Consider the following 21,822-nt stretch of genomic DNA (forward strand, 5'->3'; position numbering starts at 1 on the left):
AGGAAAACTTTGTGCCATTACTTTTGCTTTAAATTTAGGCGGTTGGTTAGATTTAACGATTTCAGCAATGGACGGATTGTATGAATGGGCTGGAGGTGGTTCGCAAGTGTATAAAAATTTAGATGAAATGTTTTCAAGCACTGCACAATTAGCGAATGCAATTTGGAATAAGACAAGTGGTATTGGAGATTCTATTTTAGCAATTGTGGCAATGATACTTTGTTATATAGGTTTTGCTATTGCAGCAGTTCCGACACTTGCTATCTATGTTGTTACTACTTTTACACAAACTTTGCTTGTAATCACCGCCCCTATAGTATTTTGGCTTTTAATTTTTAAAGCTACTAAAAATGTTTTCACTCAATACATAGGGCTTTTACTTTCAAATACTTTAGTTATTTTACTTGTAGGTTTATTTTTAGGGGTTTTTATAAAAGAAATAAATGGGTGGATTTCTCTATTATCAAATAAAATTCAATCTGGAACTGAAGTATTAGGCACAAGTATTTTCTTTGTCATCGCTTCTTTAATACTAGTAATTATGATCTTTTCTGCAAAACTCTATGCTGAAAAAATAGCAAATGTATCAATGGAAGGTGCAATGGGTGGAGCAATAAACTCTGTCTTAAACCCTGTTGGAAGGTTAGCAGGTTGGACTGGAGGTAAAACTGCAGGAAAAGCTGTAAATGCAGGAAAAGTCGGTGGAAAATTATTAGGTAAAGGTGTAGGGGCTAGTATTAAAGGTGCTAAAGGCGGTTATAGTTTTGCGAAAAAAATGTATGAAAGGGCTAGAAATGCGAACTAAATTAATTTTCATTTTGTTATTTGGTGTTTTATTTTTTAGTGCTTGTAGCACTAAAAATCAGGGTAAATATGATTATATTTTTAATGATCAATCAGGATGGACTCCCATTAATACTCAAAACAAAGATTTAAAAGGAATTGCGAATGAAAAATGACTTTAATACTGCAATAGGCTATGAAGCAAGTTTTAGATATTTAATCGAACAAAGCAATAAAAGAGCTTGGTTAATTGCTTTTATTTCTATTTTTATAGCCATTATTTCTGTTATTGCAGTTGTTTTACTTACTCCATTAAAAACCGTAGAACCTTATGTAATAAGAGTGGATAATACTACAGGGATGGTAGATATTCTAACTATACTTGATGAAAAAGAAATTAAATCAAATGAGGCATTAGATAAATATTTTATTAGCACTTATGTTAAGGCTCGAGAAGGCTATTATTATGATCTTTTAAATCAAGACTATTTGCTTACTCAATTGATGAGTTCTGAAAAGGTGGCAAATGAATATAGGGCTTTGTATGAAGGTGATAATGCGAGAGATCAAATCTTAAAAAATTTTAATGAAGTCAGTGTGCAAATTTTAAGTATTGTTTTAAGTGAAAGTAACGGAGTTAAAACTGCTACAGTCAGAGCAATTATTACAACAAAAAATTTGAATTCTAAGGCAATAACTCAAACTACAAAAGTAATAACATTAAGCTATGACTATATTTTGGCAAAAGCTAGTGAAGGAAACAGAATTTTAAATCCTTTAGGATTTAAAGTATTAACTTATAGAATAGATGACGAGGTGCAGAAAAAATGAGAAAATTATTAATAATTTTATTTTTAAATTCAATTCTTTGGGGCTTAAATATCCCAAAGCCTTCAAAATATGATCCAAGAATCACTTATGCCATTTTTAATGCAAATGATGTATTTCAAATTAATGCAAAAAATGGCTATGTTAGCGTTTTAGAATTTGGAAAAGATGAGCGTATTATAAACACGGCAACAGGTTTTGCAGAAGGTTGGGACTTAATAGAAAAAGATAATCTTTTATTTATAAAACCAAAAGCTTATAAAACACAATTAATTCAACAAGATGAAAATAGCACTATGGAAGATAGCCAAACCTCTCAAGAATTTGTAGTTGATCCTAATCCACGTGATTGGAAAACAAACTTAATTGTTACAACAAATCTTAATTTTTATGTTTTTGATTTAGTTCTTGCAAATTCAAATAAAAAAACTACTTATAAGCTTAGTTTTTCTTATCCGGAAAAAGATTTAAAACGTGCTCAGCAAATATTAAATTTACAAGAAGAACAAAATATTAAAGATACTTTAAATAAAAATACTATTCCTAGAAATTGGGATTTTTATATGAAAATTAATAAAGGTAGTGAAGATATAAGCCCAAATTTTGCTTATGATGATGGTGTTTTTACATATTTAGGATTTGATAATACTAAAACCTTTCCTGCTGTTTTTATGTATCAAAATGGCAAAGAAAGTATCTTAAATACACATATTAAAAAAGATGGAAATTATGATGTTTTAGTTATACATAAAATTACTAAGCAAATACTTTTAAGAAGTGGTGATAAAGTGGTTGGTATTTTTAATCGTGGTTATGCAAAAAATCCTTTAGATAAAACAAGGGAAACCTCTAACGAAAATATAAAAAGAGAAATAAAGAAAAAATAGGAAGCAAGTATGCAAGATAAAGAACAAGATAATTTAGACAATGATTTTGAAAATCACACAAGCGATTTAAGCAATCAAAAAAATCATCTTAGAAAAATACAGGCTTATGCAATTTTTTCTGTGGGCGGATTATTATTAATTGTAATATTAGTCTATTTTTTAAAATCATTTTTAAGTAGCAATGCAACCACTGAAGAAACAAAAAAAGAAGATAATAAAGATTTAGCACAAAGCGTTAAAACAAAGGAATTTATTGCACCGCCACCACAAAAAACATTTGATGAATTAATTGCACAAGAACCTGCAAAACCGACGCAAAATATAATATTTGAACCTAAGTCTCCAAAACCTAGAATTGTAAAAGGTGCTGGAGTTACTGTTATTGCTTCATCTGGTAGTAATGGTGGATTTGGAAATAATGGCAATTCAGGAAACGGAGTAGAATTTGGAGAAAAACCTAACACAGTGTTTGAATTTGGGCAAAATGGTGCAGGTGCTTTACAAAACTCTAATAACTCACAAAGTGGTGGAGATTTTGTAGGCGAGGTTTTCAGTCCATCAATTGCTAAAGTTAGTGAATTTGATCAAAATTTACTTTTACCTAAAGGAACTTATATAGGTTGTGCTTTAAAAACGAAACTAGTAAGCTCTATTAAAGGTGGAATTGCTTGTATTGTATCAAACGATGTTTATTCTGCAAATGGCAATACTCTTTTAATTGAAAAAGGTAGCACGATTACTGGAACTTTTAATACTGGACAAATGGACGATGGTATGGACAGACTTTTTGTCATTTGGCAAGAAATTAGAACACCAAACAATATCATCATACCTGTATATTCAGGAGCTACTGATGAACTAGGTGCAAGTGGCGTTCAGGGTTGGGTAGATCATCACTATTTAAAAAGATTTGGCTCTGCTGTCTTATTATCAATGATAGATGATTCTCTTGCTATTTTAGCAGATCAAATTACAGGCAAAGATAAAAAAACTAACTATGCTGATTACACTGAAAACACAAGGGATTCTGCAAAAGAAATTGCAAACACTGCACTAGAAAAAATGATTGATATAAAACCTACACTTTATAAAAATCAAGGTGATTTAGTTGGTGTTTATGTTAATCGCGATATTGATTTTTCAAAAGTTTATAAACTAATAAGGAAAAAGAATGTCAATAACGCTAGATAAATATACTCAAAAATTTTTTGGAGAATTTTTAAAAGATAATAATATCAATGAAATCTGCTATAACGGCGATAATAAAATTTGGGTGCAAAACTCCAAAGGACTATGGGAATCTGTAGATACCGAACTTGATTTTGAACAAGCTGGACATTTTGCAACCGCTTCAGCATCTTTTAAAAAAGATAAAATAGATGTATCACGCCCTATTCTTAGTTGTATTTTAGTGGGTGGAGAACGTATGCAAATTGTTATTCCGCCCGCTACTAAAAGTGATCATATTTCAATTACCATCAGAAAACCAAGCAAAACTAGATTTAAAATGGAAGATCATATTAAAAGCGGACTTTTTGAAGATTTAAATCCTGATGATAAGAATAAAATCAAGCCAAGTGATGAAGAATTAATTAAATTGTATAAAGCAAGGGATTATCAAAATTTCATTTCTAAAGCTGTCAGTTATGGTAAAAATATTATCATTGCTGGTGAAACTGGCAGTGGTAAAACTACTTTTATGAAAACTCTTATCGATTTTATAAGCCTTGATGACAGGATTATCACAATAGAAGATGTCGAAGAAATCAAATTTTACGAACACAAAAATTTTGTGCAATTATTTTATCCTAGCGAAGCAAAAAGCACAGATTTTTTAAATTCTGCAACGCTTTTAAAATCTTGTCTAAGAATGAAACCTGATAGAATTTTATTAGCGGAGCTTAGAGGTGCTGAAACTTATGATTTTATCAATGTTTTAGCTAGTGGTCACGGTGGAAGTATCACAAGTTGCCACGCAGGAAGCCCTGAAGAAACATTTACTCGACTTGCCTTAATGACTTTACAAAATCCACAAGGTCAATGCATACCTTTTGAAATTATCCAAAAAACGCTTAAAGATTTAATAGATATTGTCGTGCATATCCACGCTCATCACGGAAAAAGGCGTATCAGTGGAATTTATTTTAAAGAGATAGAGAATATGAAAAAGGATTTTAATGAGCGATAAAGAATTAGAAATTTTTGAACTTTGTGAAAGATTATCAGAGCTTTTAGGAGATAAAGAAGCAATTGCTGATTTGAAAACTTTACAAGAACGTCATCCTGAAATGTTTGAGAATAAAGAGCAGGTTGCAAATTTAATTAAAAAGGTTGTTAGCGATCCTGAAATTATAATCAACAATCCAACTCCAAAAAGTGAAAAAGATTATATAGCAGGGAAAAAACTTAATGAAGAAAAAATGGGTGAAGTAGGTATCCGTAAAGATGAAAATATCAACAAAATTTTTCACGCTAATGAAAAAAGATTAAAAAACTTAGATTTAATGGCTAAAAAAGATGTAGTAGCTGATGGTAGGGACGCCCACACCCCCTACACTCAAGCCCAAAGTCTTGACGGGCGACTGGTTCAAAAGAACATTTCATCAGCTGTTAATAAAATTATACCACAAAAAGACAAATCTACAAATGATTTTAAAGCAAAATTGGAAGAATTTAACACCAAAAATAAGAACTATACTCAAACTAAAGAAAAGGAGTTAAAACGATGAATAAACCTATAATTATTAACAATCAAATAAAGGATAAAAATGAATATTTCTTTAAAAAATCTAAATAAAAAGATATAACATTGGAGCCACAAATGCAAAATAATAAAAATATTCAAGTTATTTTTCTTATTGTAGCTAGTTTCATTTTCATATACTTACTAACACCTGTTGTTTTTTTCTTTTTAAATAAAGTGAAAATCATAAAAGCGATTGAAATTTATAATATCAATTTTACTCTACAAGCAATTACTAATAATTACCCAAAAATATGGCTTTCTTTAGGTATTACTTTTGGTATTTGTTTTCTTATATTTTCTATTTTGGTGTTATCTTTAAAAGCCAAAAAATCTCAATTTGGTGAAGCTAGATTTGCAAATTTTAATGAGATTAAAAAAATGAATTTATTTGGCAATAAAGGCATTATTATCGGTAAATACAAAAAAAAGTTACTAAGATTTGATGGACAGCAATTTGTAGCTTTAGGAGCTCCTACAAGAAGCGGTAAAGGCGTAGGTATAGTTATTCCAAACTTATTAGAATGGCAAGAAAGTGCTGTAGTGCAAGACATTAAACAAGAATGTTTTGACTATACAAGCAAATATAGAAAAGAGATTTTAGAACAAGAAGTTTATTTGTTTAATCCATTTTCAAGACAAACACATCGCTATAACCCTTTAACCTATATTGATATGAGCGATAAAGAACATTGTGATAGTCAATTAATGGACTTAGCTAATATACTTTATCCGCTTGACGGAGATTCTACATCGAAATTTTTTAATGGCTTAGCACAAAACCTATTTATAGGACTTTGCTATATGTGGAGAGATTTAGAATTAACCGATAATGGAAAAGATTTTCAAAGTGAGTTTAATGTAGATGTAGGAAAATTTAACTTTTACAACATTTTACAACTCTCAAAAGGTTTTTCACTCAAAAATGAAAATCAAACTTTAAAAGGTTTTGATGATACTTATAATTTTTTAGTCTATTGTGAAATCTTAGATGAAGCAACTATAAGGCGTTTAGAAAGCTATTTTAATATTAATTCAGACGCCACTAAATCAGGTGTAATGAGTTCTTTTAACGCTCCACTTGTTCCATTTGAAAGCGAAACGTTAAGATTAAGCACAGAAACAAGTGATTTTGATTTGAGAGATTTACGTAAAAAGAAAATGACAATTTATATAGGAATTACGCCTGATCAATTAGCAAATGCACAATTTATTTTAAATATTTTCTGGTCGCAACTTATTTTATTAAACACCAAAGAATTGCCACAAAGCAATAAAGATTTAAAATATACTTGTTTAATGGTTATGGATGAATTCACTGCACCTGGTAGAATTCCTATCTATCAATCTGCAATAAGTTTTATGGCTGGATATTGGTTACGCTCTTTGATGATTTATCAATCTAATTCACAGCTTGAAACACAACCGCCTTTAGGCTATGGTAAAGAAGGTGCTAAGACACTCTTAACAAATCACGCTTGTCAAATCTTTTACGCACCAAGAGAACAAGAAGACGCAGAGGCTATTTCTAGAATTTTAGGAAATACTACTTTTAAAACAAGTTCAAGAAGTATTAATTCAGGTGGCAATGGTGGCGGATCAAGAAGCATTAGTGAAGCAAGTAGAGCCTTAATGTTACCACAAGAACTTAGAGAAATGCCTTTTGAAAATGAACTCATTACTATTGATAGTGGCAAACCTATTTTATGCAACAAAGCGTTTTATTATTCTGATTCTTATTTTATGGATAAATTTAAATCCGTTTCAAAAAGTTTATCAGTAATAAAAAAAATCCCTTCACGCAAACAATTAGAAAACGCTATCTTAAAAGGAGAATGCAAAATTCAAATTCAAATTATAGGAGAAAATAATGACAAAAAAATCGCTTAGTAGTTTAGCCTTTATGGCTTTTGTAATAGTAGGATGTTCGGCTCCTAAACCAATGGAACTAGATAATAGTTCTGCTTTAGCTGTCAATAATTCTATTTTAGAAAAAAAATATAATTTTGTCCCTAAAGATCCTTATTTGAGTGGATTTAATTGGACTTATCATATTGTAGTGGAGAAAAAAACAATTAATGATGATTTCATTAAAAATGATCTTATCACTAAAACTTTTTTGCTCGCTCATAATGCTACAAGAATTATTTTAGTAGGTAGAGAAGATTTGATCGAACAATATAAGCAGTATTTTAAAAAAAATCAAGTTTTAGCACCTATTGAATTACAACCTGTAGATCCGATAGAGGAAGACTTTAACAAAGTTAATATTTTATTTTTTAACAAAACAAATTTTTAAAGGAGAGAAAAATGAAAAAAATATTATTCCCATTTTGTGTTTTTGGTGTAATAAATAGTGTTAATGCTTTAGATTTGCAATTACTATCTGGTGATACTAGAACTTCTTGCGAAGTAATTCTTTGTTTAGCAAGTCCAGTTAAACCACCTGAATGTGCATCTTCTTTAGCAAAATATTTTAGCATTCACTTTAAAAAACCTTGGAAAACTATCCAAGCAAGGAAAGAATTTTTAAATTTGTGTCCTATTGACACAACAAATGATCCAGAAATGTATAAATATAAAAATGATATTTTAGTTAACTTAGATGGAGAATGCTCTACAACTGCATTAAATCAAAGAATTGAAAAATCAAAACAACCTTTAAAAGTTGAAAAAATATGCACTGGTGGTGGGCATAATGGATCAAGAGAATGCGTAGAAATAAAAACTTATGGATTTAGAATAAATCCTGAACTTACAAACTCTTGCAAACTTTTAGCTTCATCAAAATACACAGATTATCATTTAAAATATACTTGCGATAAGAAATTTTATGAGCAAAAAGATTGGGAAAGAGGTTATGAATTAAAAGAAGTATCACAAGAAATTTATAATGCTTTACCTGTATCGCAAAGAGAACAAGGAGAAAAATTAACTCCTATAAGTTATGGAGAATTTATTAAACTACCTGCTAATAAAAGAAAACAAGAAGGATTTGGCAAGTATTATAGAATCGATATTGCTTATTATCAAAAAATAATTATTAAAAAAGATTGCTGGATAAACGAGAAATAACAATGAATGAAGAAATTAATTCTAACGAAAATAATCTTTTTGAAATAGTTAATGAAGATAATTCAAAAAATATAGCTATGCAAAACTATAATGAATTATTGGAAAAATTTGAAAATCTTATAAAAATAATTATTGCTAAAATTAATGTTGGTAAGCAAAATGCACAAAATAATACAGAAGATGGTATTTTTAAAGATTTAGAAAGCAATATTATAGAGCTAGATAATACCTATTTAGCTCTTATTTCTTATTTTAAAAATCCTCCTAATGATGAAGAGAAAGAAATTATTAATAAAACCATTTCTATTAAAAAAACAATGGAAGATTTTGCTAAATTTGCTAATGAAATTCAAAAAATATCATTGGATGATAAACTTAAACAATATAACGAGCAAATTAATAAATTTTGCGAAATAGTAGAATATAAACTTTCTCATAATGCAAAAAATTATAATACTTTTCTTGATCATTTTGTTGAAGATGGAAAACAAAAATTGAATACATTTTCAGAAATTTTTACAAAAATGACAAAAAATACAAAATGGTATCTTATATTTTTTAGTTTTACTTCTATAGGGTTAGGTATAGCTCTTGGCATTTTAATTTTGCTTACTTATATAAAATATTCAGAATATAACAATTTAAAAGAAAGAGTAAGCACAATCACTCAAGGTTTAGCCACTATCTCTATTGATGAAAATAGTAAAGGAAGCTTTACCTTGAGCTTTGCAAAAAACAAAAAAACTATTTTCAATGAGAATAAAAATAGTATTCAAATCACACTACAAGGAGGTGAATGAACAGAACAATTATATACAAAAAAATGCAAAAAACAAAAACAAATCATAAAAAATTTAAAAAGGAGAAAAAATGGCATTTGGAAAATTAGTAAATGATAAGATTGTTATTGATACCAATAATGCTTTAAACTACAAGAATAAAGAAGGTGATATTCAACAAAGAAAAGTAGATACTGCTTTAATCGATGTTATTAAAGAAGCTGGACAAGTTGCTGCAATGGAACACGGAGCTGTGCTTTTTTCAGCAAAAATAAATGATGAGTGGAAAAACTATTTTGTTAATAGAGATGAAAAAACTCACAATATAGTTTTAAAACCTACAAATTCACAAAATAGAGATGATTTCATATATATCAACTCTAACATAAATGAGCAAGGTTATTTTTACTATACAATTAATCAAAAGCGAGAAGCTGCAAAAGAATTAATTGAAGGAATTGGGATTATAGAACACCAAAACCAAGATGGAACTAAAAGTCACTATTTAGAAACTAATGTAAGGCTTTACAATGAAGAATTAAAACAGGAACTTAAAGAAAAAGGTAATGAGTTTATAGCTGTAATTTCAAATGCTGGAATTAGAATTGTTAATGAAGCTGAAATGAAAGCACAAAAACAAGAACAACAAATACAGCAAACTCAAGAAATTAAAGAGCCTGAAAAAACTCAAAACCAAGAGTTTGGAAGATAAAAATATGCACCTCATAAAGGTGCATATTTATAGTTATTATTATTTATTAATAGTAACTATAAATAACAAATTTAAAAGTTATTTTTTGACAAGATGAGTAGTTTTACAAAAAATCAAACTATAGAAAAATCGATAGCAAAAAAATATCAATATCTTTAAAATAGTATATTTAAATTAATAATATATAACATTAATAACTATTATTTTCTAATATTTATTAATAATATAGCAAACAATAAGATAAGATTTTTGAAAGGCAAAAATGAGATTATTTATAGCTGAAAAACCCGAACTTGGTAAAGCAATTGCAGAAGGACTAGATGGCAATTATAAAAGCGGAGAAGGATATATACAAAAAGGTGATAATATTGTTACTTGGGCTTTTGGACATATTCTAGAGCTTGCTAAACCTGAAGAATATGATGAAAAATATAAGTTATGGAAACTTGAAGACTTACCACTACCCATTAAAGAATTTAAATATTTGCCCAAAAAAGAAAGTAAAAAACAATTAAAAATTATTTGCGATTTAATCCATAGCGACAAGATTACTTCTATTGTAAATTGTGGGGATGCGGATGATGAGGGTCAAATTCTTGTTGATGAAATTATTCAATACTCCAAAACTTCTAAACCTGTATTTAGGGTTTTAATTAATGATTTAACACCAAAAGCAGTAAAAGAAGAAATAGCAAAAATTAAGCCAAATGCAGATTTTAAAGGAATGAGCGAAAGAGGTTTTGCAAGAAGTCAAGCAGATTGGATAGTAGGCATAAATCTTACTAGGGCGTATACCATAATGGCACGAAAAAATGGATATGAGGGCATTTTAAGCGTAGGTAGAGTTCAAACGCCTATTTTGGCTCTTATAGTTAATAGAGATAAAGAATTTGAAAATTTTAAAAGTATAAATTATTATTCTTTGCTAGGTGATTTTAATATCAACAATAATACTATTAAAGCAAGATTGAAAACAGAAGATAAAATTTTAGATGAAAATTTAGCTAAAGAGATCAAAGAATCTTGTGAAAACCAAAATGCAAAAATTAATTTAAAAATAGAAAACAAAAAGGAATATCCACCGCTACCTTATAATCTACTTGTTTTACAAGCTGAATGTGCAAAACTTTTTGGTTTTAGCCCTGATAAAACATTAGAAATCACTCAAAATTTAAGAGAAAAACACAAGGCTATAACTTATAATAGATCAGATTGTCAATATTTACCTGAAACAATGTTTGAACAAGCACCAAATATTTTAAATATTATAAAGGAAAATTTAAATTCTAATGATGAAATTCAAGCTCTCATTGCTAGCAGTGATTTAACAATAAAAAGCAAGGCTTTTAACGATGCTAACATTTCAGCACACTATGGAATAATCCCTACCCAAAATAAAATTTCATCGCAATTAACTCAAGATGAATTAGTCGTTTACAATCTAATCGCTAAAAGATTTATTATCCAATTCTTTCATCCGAGAGAATATCAAACTAATACAATTAATTTAGAAGTAAATCAAAGAATTTTTACCGCTACTCAAAACAAGACAACAAAAAGTGGTTTTAGAAGTCTTTGGCAAAATATAGATAGCGAAGAGGAACAAGAAAATAATGAGAATGATATAAACGATTTATCTATCTTAAAAAATGGTGATATTGCAAAATGCTCTTTGATACAAATTGAAAAAAAGCAAACAAAGCCACGCCCTTACTACACTATGACAACGCTACTTAAAGATTTAAATAGTGTCGCAAAGTATGTGTCTGATGAAAGAATTAAAAAATTACTGATTGAAAAAGACAAAGACAAAAAAGGTGAAAGTGGTGGTATAGGAACACCTGCAACAAGATCTAATCATATAAAAACATTAATTGAAAGAGAGTATATAGAAGTAAGTAAAGATAAAAAACAAATTATCAAATCCACTAAAAAAGGTAGAGATTTAATTAAACTTTCTCCAAAATCACTTATTACTCCTGACATGACAGCATTGTGGTTTGAGCAACAAAAAATGATAGAAATATCAGAATTAAGAAGAGAACAATTCTTAGAAGAAATCACAAAAGAAGTAATTAGCGAAATTCAAAGAATTGATAAAAATCAAGAGTTTAAAATACTAGATAATGAAAACAAACCAAAAATTCAATGTCCGCAATGCAATAAAGGATTTTTAACCAAACGAAAAGGGAAATATGGAAACTTTTGGGGTTGTAGTGAATTTAAACAAGGTTGCAAAGCCATTTATCCTGATAACAAAGGCACACCAAACTTTGAAACAAAACAAGCAAGCAACGATACTACTCATAAATGTCCGCAATGCAATAAAGGATTTTTACAAAGAATAAAAAGTAAAAATGGTAATAGTTGGTGGTGGGGTTGTAGTGAATTTAAACAAGGTTGCAAGGCTATGTATTATGACGATAATGGAAAACCTAAAATAATAAATGTATAATATTAATAAATATTAATTTATTTTAATTAATATTAATAAATAATATTTTTCAAATATAAAGAATTTTATGATTATGTAAAAATATTTTTTGAGAGGAGGTAAATTATGGAAGAAAAAAATAAATATAATCAATGCTTGTTGCTTAATGGCTATGAGTTTTTAGATTTTGAAAATACTAAAAATACAACCTTAAAAGAATGGTTAAAAGATGAAAATTTTTTGCTTTTTATTAAAAGCATTCCAAAAGATTATATTTTTATTATAAAAAAATATGGCATAGCTAATGGAATATTTTTGACACATAAAAAAACTTTTGAATTCGCTCAAAAAATACTAGAAAAAGTCAAAGATATAAATTTTGACTTTTCTTATAGTGAATTTGAATTTAATCAAAATATTTTTTACGCATTAAATTTTGAAAATAAAGAAATTTCATTTACGGAACTTGTTTTTAGTTTTAAAATAAATTCATTGGATAGAGAAAGTTTTGATATTAGTAACATTTATAATAAAAAACATTTCATCATACAAAAAGATAATAGCTTAATTACCTTTAAATATAGAAAAATTCAAAGCAAGGGTTTTAATCTTGTTTTTTTATTAGAAAATAATATTTTAAAAAATTATTATTTTAACTATTTAGAAAAAATAAATCCTTATATTGCCAAAGATTTTAAAAATATCAAAGAAAATCATTCTTTTGAAATATATAAGCTTTTAAGAATAGATTTTAATGTTTTAATCAATTGTCATAGCGTTCAAGAAGTTATAGAAAAATCATTAAATACTAAAATTAATTTCAATCTAAATAAATTTGATATCCACTTGGCTTTATCTTTTGCAATTTCTTTAAATTTTATTGCAAAAAACGAACAGAATAAATTGTATAAATTTGTTTTGGAGAATAACAAATTAATATATGATTATATTGATTTTATTAATAATAATTTTGCCAACGAGCATTTTATTAAAATAAAATACAAAAGAAAAAAATACAAAATTATTAATATTGCCTCATTTTTATTGTATCACAAATTAAAACCACAGAAAGAAAGCTATCAAAATGAATTTCTTGAAATTTATATACTAATAAATGATTATATTAAATTAAGCTATGAAACAAATAATTTAATTAACCTTAACATTAATTCTATAAATAGAATAACAAACGAACATAATGTTTTAACGATAGAATTAGAAAAAAAACAAATTCCAAAAAATAAAAAACTTAAAATTAAAGAAGATTTTATCAATTTAAAACTTCCAGAAGAATTTAAACTAATAGAAACGCATAAAGAACTTTACTTGCACGGAATGGAGCAAAAAAATTGCGTTTATACAAGAAGAAGAGAAATTGAAGACGGCTTAAGTGCCATTTATAGTTTAAATTACGAAGGAGGAGTTTATACATTGGAAATTTTCAAAAGAAAAAATAAATTTGCAATTAAGGAAATCAAAGCAAAATATAATGAATTTGCAAATAAAGAAGTTATAAATTTTGTTGAAAAAAGCCTGAAAGCTGTTTAAAAAATACAAGGAGTTAAAATGAATACAAACAAAATTACAGATTTACACATACAAATTTCAAAGGAAGACTTGAAAATTTTAGATTTACTACTTAAAGCCAATGAGTATTCTAATATTGTTTTTTATTGCGAAAACGATGAAGAACATTTTATTTTTACAGAAGTAAAACTTGGAAATTATTTTTGCATAAACAGATGATTAGTGGCAGGGGGAAATCCTGCCGCTTTTTCTGCTTTAGTTTGTCAGCTTGACAAATAAAGGGTTAAAGAATATAATTAGATTCAGTATTATACAAGGAGTTAATAAATATGCGGCAAGGTATTCTTAAATAAACTGTCAATTTGATAGTGGGAACAAAAAGTAGCAGTCCCGTTTCACTTTTAATATGGGGCTTAGTTTTTTGTACCCAGTTTAAGAATACTTTTATCATGTGATTTTATATGCCCGAAAACATATAAGTGTTTTGGGGCTATTGGAGTTATTTACCCAGTGATAGGAGTATTTATCACTGGGTATTTTTATGCCCTTTTTTGGGTGTTGATAGGAGGAAAATCACATGAAAATAATTAACTTAGGCATTCTGGCTCACGTTGACGCAGGAAAGACAACATTAACGGAAAGTTTATTGTATACCAGTGGTGCAATTGCAGAACTAGGGAGCGTAGATGAAGGCACAACAAGGACAGATACAATGAATTTGGAGCGTCAAAGGGGAATCACTATCCAGACAGCAGTGACATCTTTTCAGTGGGAGGATGTAAAAGTCAACATTATAGATACGCCAGGCCATATGGATTTTTTGGCGGAAGTATACCGTTCTTTATCCGTATTAGACGGAGCAGTATTATTAGTTTCTGCAAAGGATGGCATACAGGCACAGACCCGTATACTGTTTCATGCACTACAGATAATGAAGATTCCGACAATTTTTTTCATCAATAAAATTGACCAAGAGGGGATTGATTTGCCAATGGTATATCGGGAAATGAAAGCAAAGCTTTCTTCGGAAATTATAGTGAAGCAAAAGGTTGGGCAGCATCCCCATATAAATGTAACGGACAATGACGATATGGAACAGTGGGATGCGGTAATTATGGGAAACGATGAACTATTAGAGAAATATATGTCATGGAAACCGTTTAAAATGTCAGAACTGGAACAGGAAGAAAACAGGAGATTCCAAAACGGAACGTTATTTCCCGTTTATCACGGAAGCGCTAAAAACAATCTGGGGATTCGGCAGCTTATAGAAGTAATTGCCAGTAAATTTTATTCATCAACGCCTGAAGGTCAATCTGAACTATGCGGGCAGGTTTTTAAGATTGAATATTCGGAAGAAAGACAACGTCTTGCATATGTACGCCTTTATGGCGGAATCCTGCATTTGCGGGATTCGGTTAGAATATCGGAAAAGGAAAAAATAAAAATTACAGAAATGTATACTTCAATAAATGGTGAATTATGTAAAATTGATAAGGCTTATTCCGGGGAAATTGTTATTTTGCAAAATGAGTTTTTGAAGCTAAATAGTGTTCTTGGAGATACAAAGCTATTGCCACAGAGAGAGAATTGAAAATCCTCTCCCTATGCTCCAAACAACTGTTGAACCGAGCAAACCTCAACAAAGGGAAATGTTACTTGATGCACTTTTAGAAATCTCCGACAGTGACCCGCTTCTACAATATTATGTGGATACTACAACGCATGAGATTATACTTTCTTTTTTGGGGAATGTGCAGATGGAAGTCATTTGTGCCATCCTTGAGGAAAAATATCATGTGGAGGCAGAAATAAAAGAGCCTACTGTTATATATATGGAAAGACCGCTTAGAAAAGCAGAATATACCATCCACATAGAAGTCCCGCCAAATCCTTTCTGGGCTTCTGTCGGGTTGTCCATAGAGCCGCTCCCTATTGGAAGCGGAGTGCAGTATGAAAGCAGAGTTTCACTTGGATATTTAAATCAATCGTTCCAAAATGCGGTTATGGAGGGGGTTCTTTATGGCTGCGAGCAGGGGCTGTATGGATGGAAAGTGACAGACTGTAAAATCTGTTTTGAATATGGATTGTATTATAGTCCTGTAAGTACCCCCGCAGACTTTCGGCTGCTTTCCCCTATCGTATTGGAGCAGGCTTTAAAAAAAGCAGGGACAGAACTATTAGAGCCATATCTCCACTTTGAAATTTATGCACCGCAGGAATATCTCTCACGGGCGTATCATGATGCTCCAAGGTATTGTGCAGATATTGTAAGTACTCAGATAAAGAATGACGAGGTCATTCTGAAAGGAGAAATCCCTGCTAGATGTATTCAAGAATACAGGAACGATTTAACTTCTTTCACAAATGGGCAGGGAGTCTGCTTGACAGAGTTAAAAGGATACCAGCCAGCTATTGGTAAATTTATTTGCCAACCCCGCCGCCCGAATAGCCGTATAGATAAGGTTCGGCATATGTTCCACAAGTTAGCTTAACAGCTTGCAAAAGTCATATAAAATGAGATTTGAAAGGATTAGAGACTAATTATGATGAAATGCGAATGGATATTGTGTCCTGTTTGTGGGAGCAAAACCCGTAATAAAATTAGGAAGGACACTGTTTTGGAGAATTATCCCCTTTATTGTCCAAAATGCAGACAAGAAAGATTGATTAAAGTTGACAACTTGAAGATAACTGTCATCAAAGAGCCAGACGCTTAAGACGCAGAGCCGATGAAATTGTGGAACAATTCACGAATCATCGGCTCTTTTTGTTTCGTATTTGAAAGAACAAACTCACCAAATAAAAAAAACGATATTCGGGTGGGTTATTTTGTTATACCCTAAATTACCCTCTGAGTAAGCACGACCTTAAAGACTTAAAGGAACGGTGCAACGAGCAGAGCTGGGAACAGGGCTTGCATGTGCCGGAGAAAGGAAAGACATTTGCTGGAGAAGTCCGGGAAGAAACGGTGGCATGGAGCAAAGACACCTACCAGCTTTTGAAACAGGCAGAGCAGGGAAAGGTCAAAAGCTATGTGCAGGATATTGCCCTTGCGGTGCTGGATTGTAAGGAAACAGCGACCAGCCGGGAAACCTTTATCCGGCTGATGAATGAAAGAGGGTACGGGGTATCTTTAAATACTGTAGAAAAGAGGAAGGAAATAATAAATGGCTAAAATGAGAATATCACCGGAATTGAAAAAACTGATCGAAAAATACCGCTGCGTAAAAGATACGGAAGGAATGTCTCCTGCTAAGGTATATAAGCTGGTGGGAGAAAATGAAAACCTATATTTAAAAATGACGGACAGCCGGTATAAAGGGACCACCTATGATGTGGAACGGGAAAAGGACATGATGCTATGGCTGGAAGGAAAGCTGCCTGTTCCAAAGGTCCTGCACTTTGAACGGCATGATGGCTGGAGCAATCTGCTCATGAGTGAGGCCGATGGCGTCCTTTGCTCGGAAGAGTATGAAGATGAACAAAGCCCTGAAAAGATTATCGAGCTGTATGCGGAGTGCATCAGGCTCTTTCACTCCATCGACATATCGGATTGTCCCTATACGAATAGCTTAGACAGCCGCTTAGCCGAATTGGATTACTTACTGAATAACGATCTGGCCGATGTGGATTGCGAAAACTGGGAAGAAGACACTCCATTTAAAGATCCGCGCGAGCTGTATGATTTTTTAAAGACGGAAAAGCCCGAAGAGGAACTTGTCTTTTCCCACGGCGACCTGGGAGACAGCAACATCTTTGTGAAAGATGGCAAAGTAAGTGGCTTTATTGATCTTGGGAGAAGCGGCAGGGCGGACAAGTGGTATGACATTGCCTTCTGCGTCCGGTCGATCAGGGAGGATATCGGGGAAGAACAGTATGTCGAGCTATTTTTTGACTTACTGGGGATCAAGCCTGATTGGGAGAAAATAAAATATTATATTTTACTGGATGAATTGTTTTAGTACCTAGATTTAGATGTCTAAAAAGCTTTAACTACAAGCTTTTTAGACATCTAATCTTTTCTGAAGTACATCCGCAACTGTCCATACTCTGATGTTTTATATCTTTTCTAAAAGTTCGCTAGATAGAGTTCTATATTAGAGATGTAAAGAGTTTTGGTGAAGAGGTTTGTGAGTATGGCTTTTATAACCAGGGTGCAATGAGAAGCACTAACAGCAGCTAGCTTAAGAACGCATAGGATATACTTTTTATGGAAGTCACAGAGGAGGAATAAAATTTGAACAGGATTAACAGAGTAAAGATGCATAACACCATGAACATTTTCCTCGTTATCAGCTGCGAAAAAGATCAGCAGGTGATTGTCTATTGTTTGCCACGAGACTGCACGAACCGGAATTTATCAAGGTTTCCGGTGTGTGGGGAGTCAGTCGAAGCTGGGTGTAGATTTCCCAGTAAAAGCCTATAAGCTGTCAGAGAACCGTTACACGCTGGAGGACATAAAAGCCAGCATACCGAGCTGTAAGGTAGACCTTGCTCCGTTGTACGAGAAGCCGAGAAGAAAAAGTACCGTTACGCTGGAAGAAGCAAAGGAGCTGTACCCGGAATGGTATGAGAAGCGGATCGTGCAGGGAGAGCCGAAGCAGAAAAGTAAGAAGCAGGGCGGTACGTGGGTATGTAACGAAGCTTTATATGAGTGGTGGAAACGGAAAATAACCGAGGAAGTGAAAGCCGGAGGGCGTTACTTTTCTATTATGGCGTTGTGCTCTTATGGCTTGAAGTGTGGCATATCCGAGCAGAAGATACGGAGAGACGCCTATGCGTTCCTGGACCATTTAGAGAGCCTTACCGAGGACGAGGACAACCATTTCAGCCGGGCAGATGTGAAAGACGGTATAAAGAAGCCAAAGATGATTTATTTTTATGGTATTTTGAAATATTAGAAAAAAATGAAATCAAGATATATCCCAAAAAAATGACTTATAATCAAATGATGGAAGAGTGTAAGAAAAACGATATATACATTATAAAGCCATTATACTCTTTGGGATATACCTACAATAATAATAGGGAAGATTTTAAGAACTACAACTAAAATAAGTCAAAAGGAATAAGTTTGAAAAATACTATGTATTCATATTTGCTCAATGATAAAATCAAAAATCATTCTATGATTTTATGCACAGAAATCGAGTGCAAAAAATGCGGAGAAAAGATTTATGTTGAGTTTCAGCCGAATGAAAAATTTATTTTCAAATGTCCTAATTGCTCGAGAAAAAATAGAAAGGTTTTTTATGCGTTCTAGCTTAGAAAAAGTGATAAAAAACTATAATGAAAATTTTTCAAATAAAAGAGATAATGATTTTGCACAGGGTTTAATAAAGTATCTTTACGAAAATGCTATTATAGGAGAAAATGATAAATTTTTTTTAGAGAAAAATTTTCAATATATTAGGATAATCAATGAAAAAGAAAAAAGATTGATTAATGTGTATTTTTGCGAAAAACCAATAATTGATTTTTTTCAAAATGCAGAATATGAAAAAGAATTGCAATATTATGGAATAAATGAAAAAGATTTTATAAAAACTGATATTTGAAAAACACTCTATATCTACTATAAGATTAATAAATGTATAACATTAATAAATGTAAATATATATTAATTAATTTAATTTAATTTTAATAAATAATATTATATAATTATATATAAAAATTTTTACAAAAGATGAGGAGCAAAAATGATTTATGAAAAAAAAATAACTAAAAAAGAAATATTTTCTTATGCAATTTTTATAGCAATTATCGCTTTAATTTGCATTTTTAAAAATGAAATTTGGGAATTTGTAAAATTTATTTTTTCTAATTTAGATTTCATATGTGGTAATTTTGCAAATTTTGTAGGCGAAGATAATATAGTATTTTTTCCAATTACAACTCTTTTAATAGTATTTACTATAGCTATTTGTGCTGTTTGGGGATTATCTAATGTTTTATCTCTCTCATTATTTATAATGCCTATATTTGTCGCGGTTTTTTATATTTTTAATATTGATATAAGTTTAAAAAACCTTTATGGCTCTTATTTTATATTTTTAATCATTATTAATGGTCTTTCATGGAGTGTAAATCAAAGATGAAAAAAATTACAATAGTAGCATACGCAATATGTTTTTTATCAGGCTTATGGTTTTTATTTAGTAGTGTTAAAGATGATTTTGGTATCTTATCTTTTATTCTTGGAATTGCACTTATTTATTTTGGTGTTATTAATATAAAAAGAATTTTGAATGATTCTAACGAGAATAAAACCGAGCTTGAAACTCTATTTGCTACAGCAAATATTATTTTTGTATCGATAAGTTCTATTTTTCTTTTAATGCTTATTGCCTTTTTTACTTTTCAAAATGAAATAAATATTAAATTCTTTTCGGATCAAGGACTTGTATTAAAAAATGATAAAAAGATTTCTATTTATTTAAAAGGAAAAGAGATTAAAAGCTTTGATGAAAACAAATATGGATTTGTAATGGCTGTTTATGGCGATAAACACATTGAAGTTGTTTTGCAAAACAAAGAAAACGATACCTTTTTTGAGTTAAGATGTAATGAGGAAGGTTGCAAAGAAATATTAAAGGAGGATAAATGAGAGTAGTAAATTTGTCAAAAAAGATTGTGGATAAAATTTTGTTTTTGAGAATAAATCGTGTTGTTAATATCCTTATGTTAATTTTTGCCTTGTTTTCAACTATCGCTATTGCACTATTTTTATCCTATTTTATAGAAGAAGAAAATTACTATGCTTATTTTGTATCTAGTTTTTTTCTAGTGAACGGGTTTTTGCTAACTATTCATTTAATTGGTGAAAAAAAGTGTGCAAAAGAAGTGGATTATGATGATAATTTTATCAGTAAACTTAACAACTCTTTGAGAAAAGAATTAGAAGATGATCTTTTAAAGCTTCAGGAATACTATGATGGAATTAATGTTTTAGAATACAAAACTTTTGCTTTGTTAAAATGTAATTCTTATTATGAAAAAGGCAGAATTAATGAGGAACTCATAGATAAAATCAAAAAATATTACATTAATCTTTTTAAAAAGAAAATAGCAAAAGAATTAGAAGAAATGCAGAAAGAGAAAGAGAGAAGAAATATTTTAAAAACAAATCAAGAGCTAATCTTGAAAAAGATAGGAGAGTAATAAAATGCTAGAGATGGATAATAATAAAGAATTTAAAATCTTAAGACTAAATAAACAAGAAATTTTAAAAATTGGAGGTTATGGCATTTGCGATAGTTGTAATAGAAGATTAAGCAATGATGGATATATGATTTGTGTTTTATATAGCTGTTATTGTGAAAAATGCTACAAAGAATGGTATAAAGTTGCAATTAACCATAAAGAAGATAGAGAAATTGAAAAAGATGTTTATGAAAATATTAAATCGAAAATAACTAATATTTATTTTTAGTTCTTATTAATAAATATTAGTATATAATATTATACAAAAATATAAAAAAGGTTTTTTTATGATAATATCTGTTGTAAATAAAAAAGGTGGTGTTGGAAAAACTCCTTTTGCTTTTTCAATTGCTAAAGATCTGGAATATTTTTTACAAAGCAATGACAATTCTATTATAGAAAAGATTTATCCTGAAAAAGCAAAAATTTTACCGACTCCAAAAAAAATAGATAATTGCGTTTATGATTTTGGTGGTTTTGTAGAAAAAGGGGTATTAGATATTATTAAAGAAAGTAATAAGATTATTATTCCTTGCACGAGTAATTACAATTCTTTACTTAGAACATTGGAAACTTTAAATGAAATAGGTAATGATGATAGAGTTTGTATCTTGGTTACAGATTATAGAGATGAGAAAGAGAAAAGGCAAATTTGTGAAACTCTTGAAAGCAATTTTACAGATTTAAATCTCTTTTTCTTTAAATTTTCAAAGATAATTGAAAATTCTATGAGTAGTGGAGCTTCTTTTACTGAACTTTATAATGAAAACAATCTTTCAAGATTAAGTTATACAAATTTTTTCAATGAGTATCAAAGACTTTTAGATTTTATTAGAAAGGATAAATAA

Annotated in this window: 25 protein-coding genes and 1 pseudogene; all 26 read left to right on the forward strand. The window is 30.0% G+C overall.

What is annotated here, in order from left to right; genetic code table 11:
- The coding region (locus tag CQA75_RS07310) for a type IV secretion system protein (RefSeq protein WP_137624361.1) at positions 1 to 805 on the forward strand (805 nt) is incomplete at its 5' end.
- Positions 795 to 959, forward strand: coding sequence for a hypothetical protein (locus tag CQA75_RS09175; protein ID WP_171000093.1), 165 nt, complete (start codon positions 795 to 797; stop codon positions 957 to 959). The genes CQA75_RS07310 and CQA75_RS09175, both read left to right, overlap by 11 nt.
- The gene (locus tag CQA75_RS07315) at positions 949 to 1,614 is read left to right on the forward strand and encodes a virB8 family protein (protein ID WP_137624362.1); all 666 of its coding nucleotides are present in this window, start codon (positions 949 to 951) and stop codon (positions 1,612 to 1,614) included. The genes CQA75_RS09175 and CQA75_RS07315 overlap by 11 nt, the downstream gene beginning before the upstream one ends.
- Positions 1,611 to 2,498: a P-type conjugative transfer protein VirB9 gene (virB9, locus tag CQA75_RS07320; protein WP_137624363.1), complete on the forward strand. Its 888-nt coding sequence runs from the start codon at positions 1,611 to 1,613 to the stop codon at positions 2,496 to 2,498. The genes CQA75_RS07315 and virB9 overlap by 4 nt, the downstream gene beginning before the upstream one ends.
- Before the next feature lie 9 nt (positions 2,499 to 2,507).
- On the forward strand, positions 2,508 to 3,689 hold the full coding sequence (virB10, locus tag CQA75_RS07325) for a type IV secretion system protein VirB10 (RefSeq protein ID WP_137624364.1): 1,182 nt from the start codon (positions 2,508 to 2,510) through the stop codon (positions 3,687 to 3,689).
- Positions 3,670 to 4,686 carry a P-type DNA transfer ATPase VirB11 gene (virB11, locus tag CQA75_RS07330; protein WP_137621220.1) on the forward strand — a complete coding sequence of 339 codons (1,017 nt, stop codon included), beginning with the start codon at positions 3,670 to 3,672 and terminating at the stop codon, positions 4,684 to 4,686. Before virB10 ends, virB11 begins: the two co-directional genes overlap by 20 nt.
- Positions 4,676 to 5,227 (forward strand): hypothetical protein, encoded by a 552-nt coding sequence (locus CQA75_RS07335; protein ID WP_137624365.1) that lies wholly within the window; start codon positions 4,676 to 4,678, stop codon positions 5,225 to 5,227. Before virB11 ends, CQA75_RS07335 begins: the two co-directional genes overlap by 11 nt.
- Positions 5,228 to 5,319: 92 nt before the next feature.
- On the forward strand, positions 5,320 to 7,131 hold the full coding sequence (locus CQA75_RS07340; protein ID WP_137624366.1) for a type IV secretory system conjugative DNA transfer family protein: 1,812 nt from the start codon (positions 5,320 to 5,322) through the stop codon (positions 7,129 to 7,131).
- Positions 7,112 to 7,540, forward strand: a complete 429-nt coding sequence (locus CQA75_RS07345; protein ID WP_137621223.1) for a cag pathogenicity island Cag12 family protein — start codon at positions 7,112 to 7,114, stop codon at positions 7,538 to 7,540. Before CQA75_RS07340 ends, CQA75_RS07345 begins: the two co-directional genes overlap by 20 nt.
- Positions 7,541 to 7,551: 11 nt before the next feature.
- Positions 7,552 to 8,316 (forward strand): TrbM/KikA/MpfK family conjugal transfer protein, encoded by a 765-nt coding sequence (locus tag CQA75_RS07350; protein ID WP_002809111.1) that lies wholly within the window; start codon positions 7,552 to 7,554, stop codon positions 8,314 to 8,316.
- A gap of 2 nt (positions 8,317 to 8,318) precedes the next feature.
- Positions 8,319 to 9,116 carry a hypothetical protein gene (locus tag CQA75_RS07355; RefSeq protein ID WP_002809110.1) on the forward strand — a complete coding sequence of 266 codons (798 nt, stop codon included), beginning with the start codon at positions 8,319 to 8,321 and terminating at the stop codon, positions 9,114 to 9,116.
- 70 nt (positions 9,117 to 9,186) lie between these two features.
- The gene (locus tag CQA75_RS07360) at positions 9,187 to 9,807 is read left to right on the forward strand and encodes a hypothetical protein (RefSeq protein WP_002809107.1); all 621 of its coding nucleotides are present in this window, start codon (positions 9,187 to 9,189) and stop codon (positions 9,805 to 9,807) included.
- Positions 9,808 to 10,069: 262 nt separating this feature from the next.
- Positions 10,070 to 12,262 (forward strand): DNA topoisomerase 3, encoded by a 2,193-nt coding sequence (locus tag CQA75_RS07365; protein WP_100608212.1) that lies wholly within the window; start codon positions 10,070 to 10,072, stop codon positions 12,260 to 12,262.
- Positions 12,263 to 12,367: 105 nt separating this feature from the next.
- On the forward strand, positions 12,368 to 13,789 hold the full coding sequence (locus tag CQA75_RS07370) for a hypothetical protein (RefSeq protein ID WP_002834241.1): 1,422 nt from the start codon (positions 12,368 to 12,370) through the stop codon (positions 13,787 to 13,789).
- A gap of 18 nt (positions 13,790 to 13,807) precedes the next feature.
- Positions 13,808 to 13,987 carry a hypothetical protein gene (locus CQA75_RS07375; protein WP_002779751.1) on the forward strand — a complete coding sequence of 60 codons (180 nt, stop codon included), beginning with the start codon at positions 13,808 to 13,810 and terminating at the stop codon, positions 13,985 to 13,987.
- 358 nt (positions 13,988 to 14,345) lie between these two features.
- Positions 14,346 to 16,263, forward strand: a pseudogene (gene tet(O), locus CQA75_RS07380) (tetracycline resistance ribosomal protection protein Tet(O)).
- Between the two features lie 54 nt (positions 16,264 to 16,317).
- The gene (locus CQA75_RS07385; RefSeq protein WP_004614788.1) at positions 16,318 to 16,488 is read left to right on the forward strand and encodes a cysteine-rich KTR domain-containing protein; all 171 of its coding nucleotides are present in this window, start codon (positions 16,318 to 16,320) and stop codon (positions 16,486 to 16,488) included.
- A 169-nt stretch (positions 16,489 to 16,657) separates the two neighbouring features.
- A complete protein-coding gene (locus CQA75_RS07395) occupies positions 16,658 to 16,840 on the forward strand; it encodes a hypothetical protein (RefSeq protein WP_002779753.1) in 183 nt (60 codons plus the stop codon).
- Positions 16,841 to 16,938: 98 nt separating this feature from the next.
- Entirely contained in the window at positions 16,939 to 17,733 is a 795-nt protein-coding gene (gene aph(3')-IIIa, locus CQA75_RS07400) for an aminoglycoside O-phosphotransferase APH(3')-IIIa (protein WP_001096887.1), read from the forward strand.
- A 414-nt stretch (positions 17,734 to 18,147) separates the two neighbouring features.
- Positions 18,148 to 18,672: a hypothetical protein gene (locus CQA75_RS07410; protein ID WP_002817937.1), complete on the forward strand. Its 525-nt coding sequence runs from the start codon at positions 18,148 to 18,150 to the stop codon at positions 18,670 to 18,672.
- 351 nt (positions 18,673 to 19,023) lie between these two features.
- A complete protein-coding gene (locus tag CQA75_RS07425; RefSeq protein WP_002790442.1) occupies positions 19,024 to 19,329 on the forward strand; it encodes a hypothetical protein in 306 nt (101 codons plus the stop codon).
- Positions 19,330 to 19,470: 141 nt separating this feature from the next.
- The gene (locus CQA75_RS07430; RefSeq protein ID WP_002790713.1) at positions 19,471 to 19,869 is read left to right on the forward strand and encodes a hypothetical protein; all 399 of its coding nucleotides are present in this window, start codon (positions 19,471 to 19,473) and stop codon (positions 19,867 to 19,869) included.
- Positions 19,866 to 20,378: a hypothetical protein gene (locus CQA75_RS07435; protein ID WP_002779702.1), complete on the forward strand. Its 513-nt coding sequence runs from the start codon at positions 19,866 to 19,868 to the stop codon at positions 20,376 to 20,378. Before CQA75_RS07430 ends, CQA75_RS07435 begins: the two co-directional genes overlap by 4 nt.
- Positions 20,375 to 20,932: a hypothetical protein gene (locus CQA75_RS07440; RefSeq protein WP_002779703.1), complete on the forward strand. Its 558-nt coding sequence runs from the start codon at positions 20,375 to 20,377 to the stop codon at positions 20,930 to 20,932. Before CQA75_RS07435 ends, CQA75_RS07440 begins: the two co-directional genes overlap by 4 nt.
- 4 nt (positions 20,933 to 20,936) lie before the next feature.
- Positions 20,937 to 21,203 (forward strand): hypothetical protein, encoded by a 267-nt coding sequence (locus CQA75_RS07445; protein ID WP_002779704.1) that lies wholly within the window; start codon positions 20,937 to 20,939, stop codon positions 21,201 to 21,203.
- 58 nt (positions 21,204 to 21,261) lie between these two features.
- On the forward strand, positions 21,262 to 21,822 hold the full coding sequence (locus tag CQA75_RS07450; protein ID WP_002790730.1) for a P-loop NTPase family protein: 561 nt from the start codon (positions 21,262 to 21,264) through the stop codon (positions 21,820 to 21,822).

This window comes from Campylobacter taeniopygiae (assembly GCF_005406225.1).
GTDB lineage: Bacteria > Campylobacterota > Campylobacteria > Campylobacterales > Campylobacteraceae > Campylobacter_D > Campylobacter_D taeniopygiae.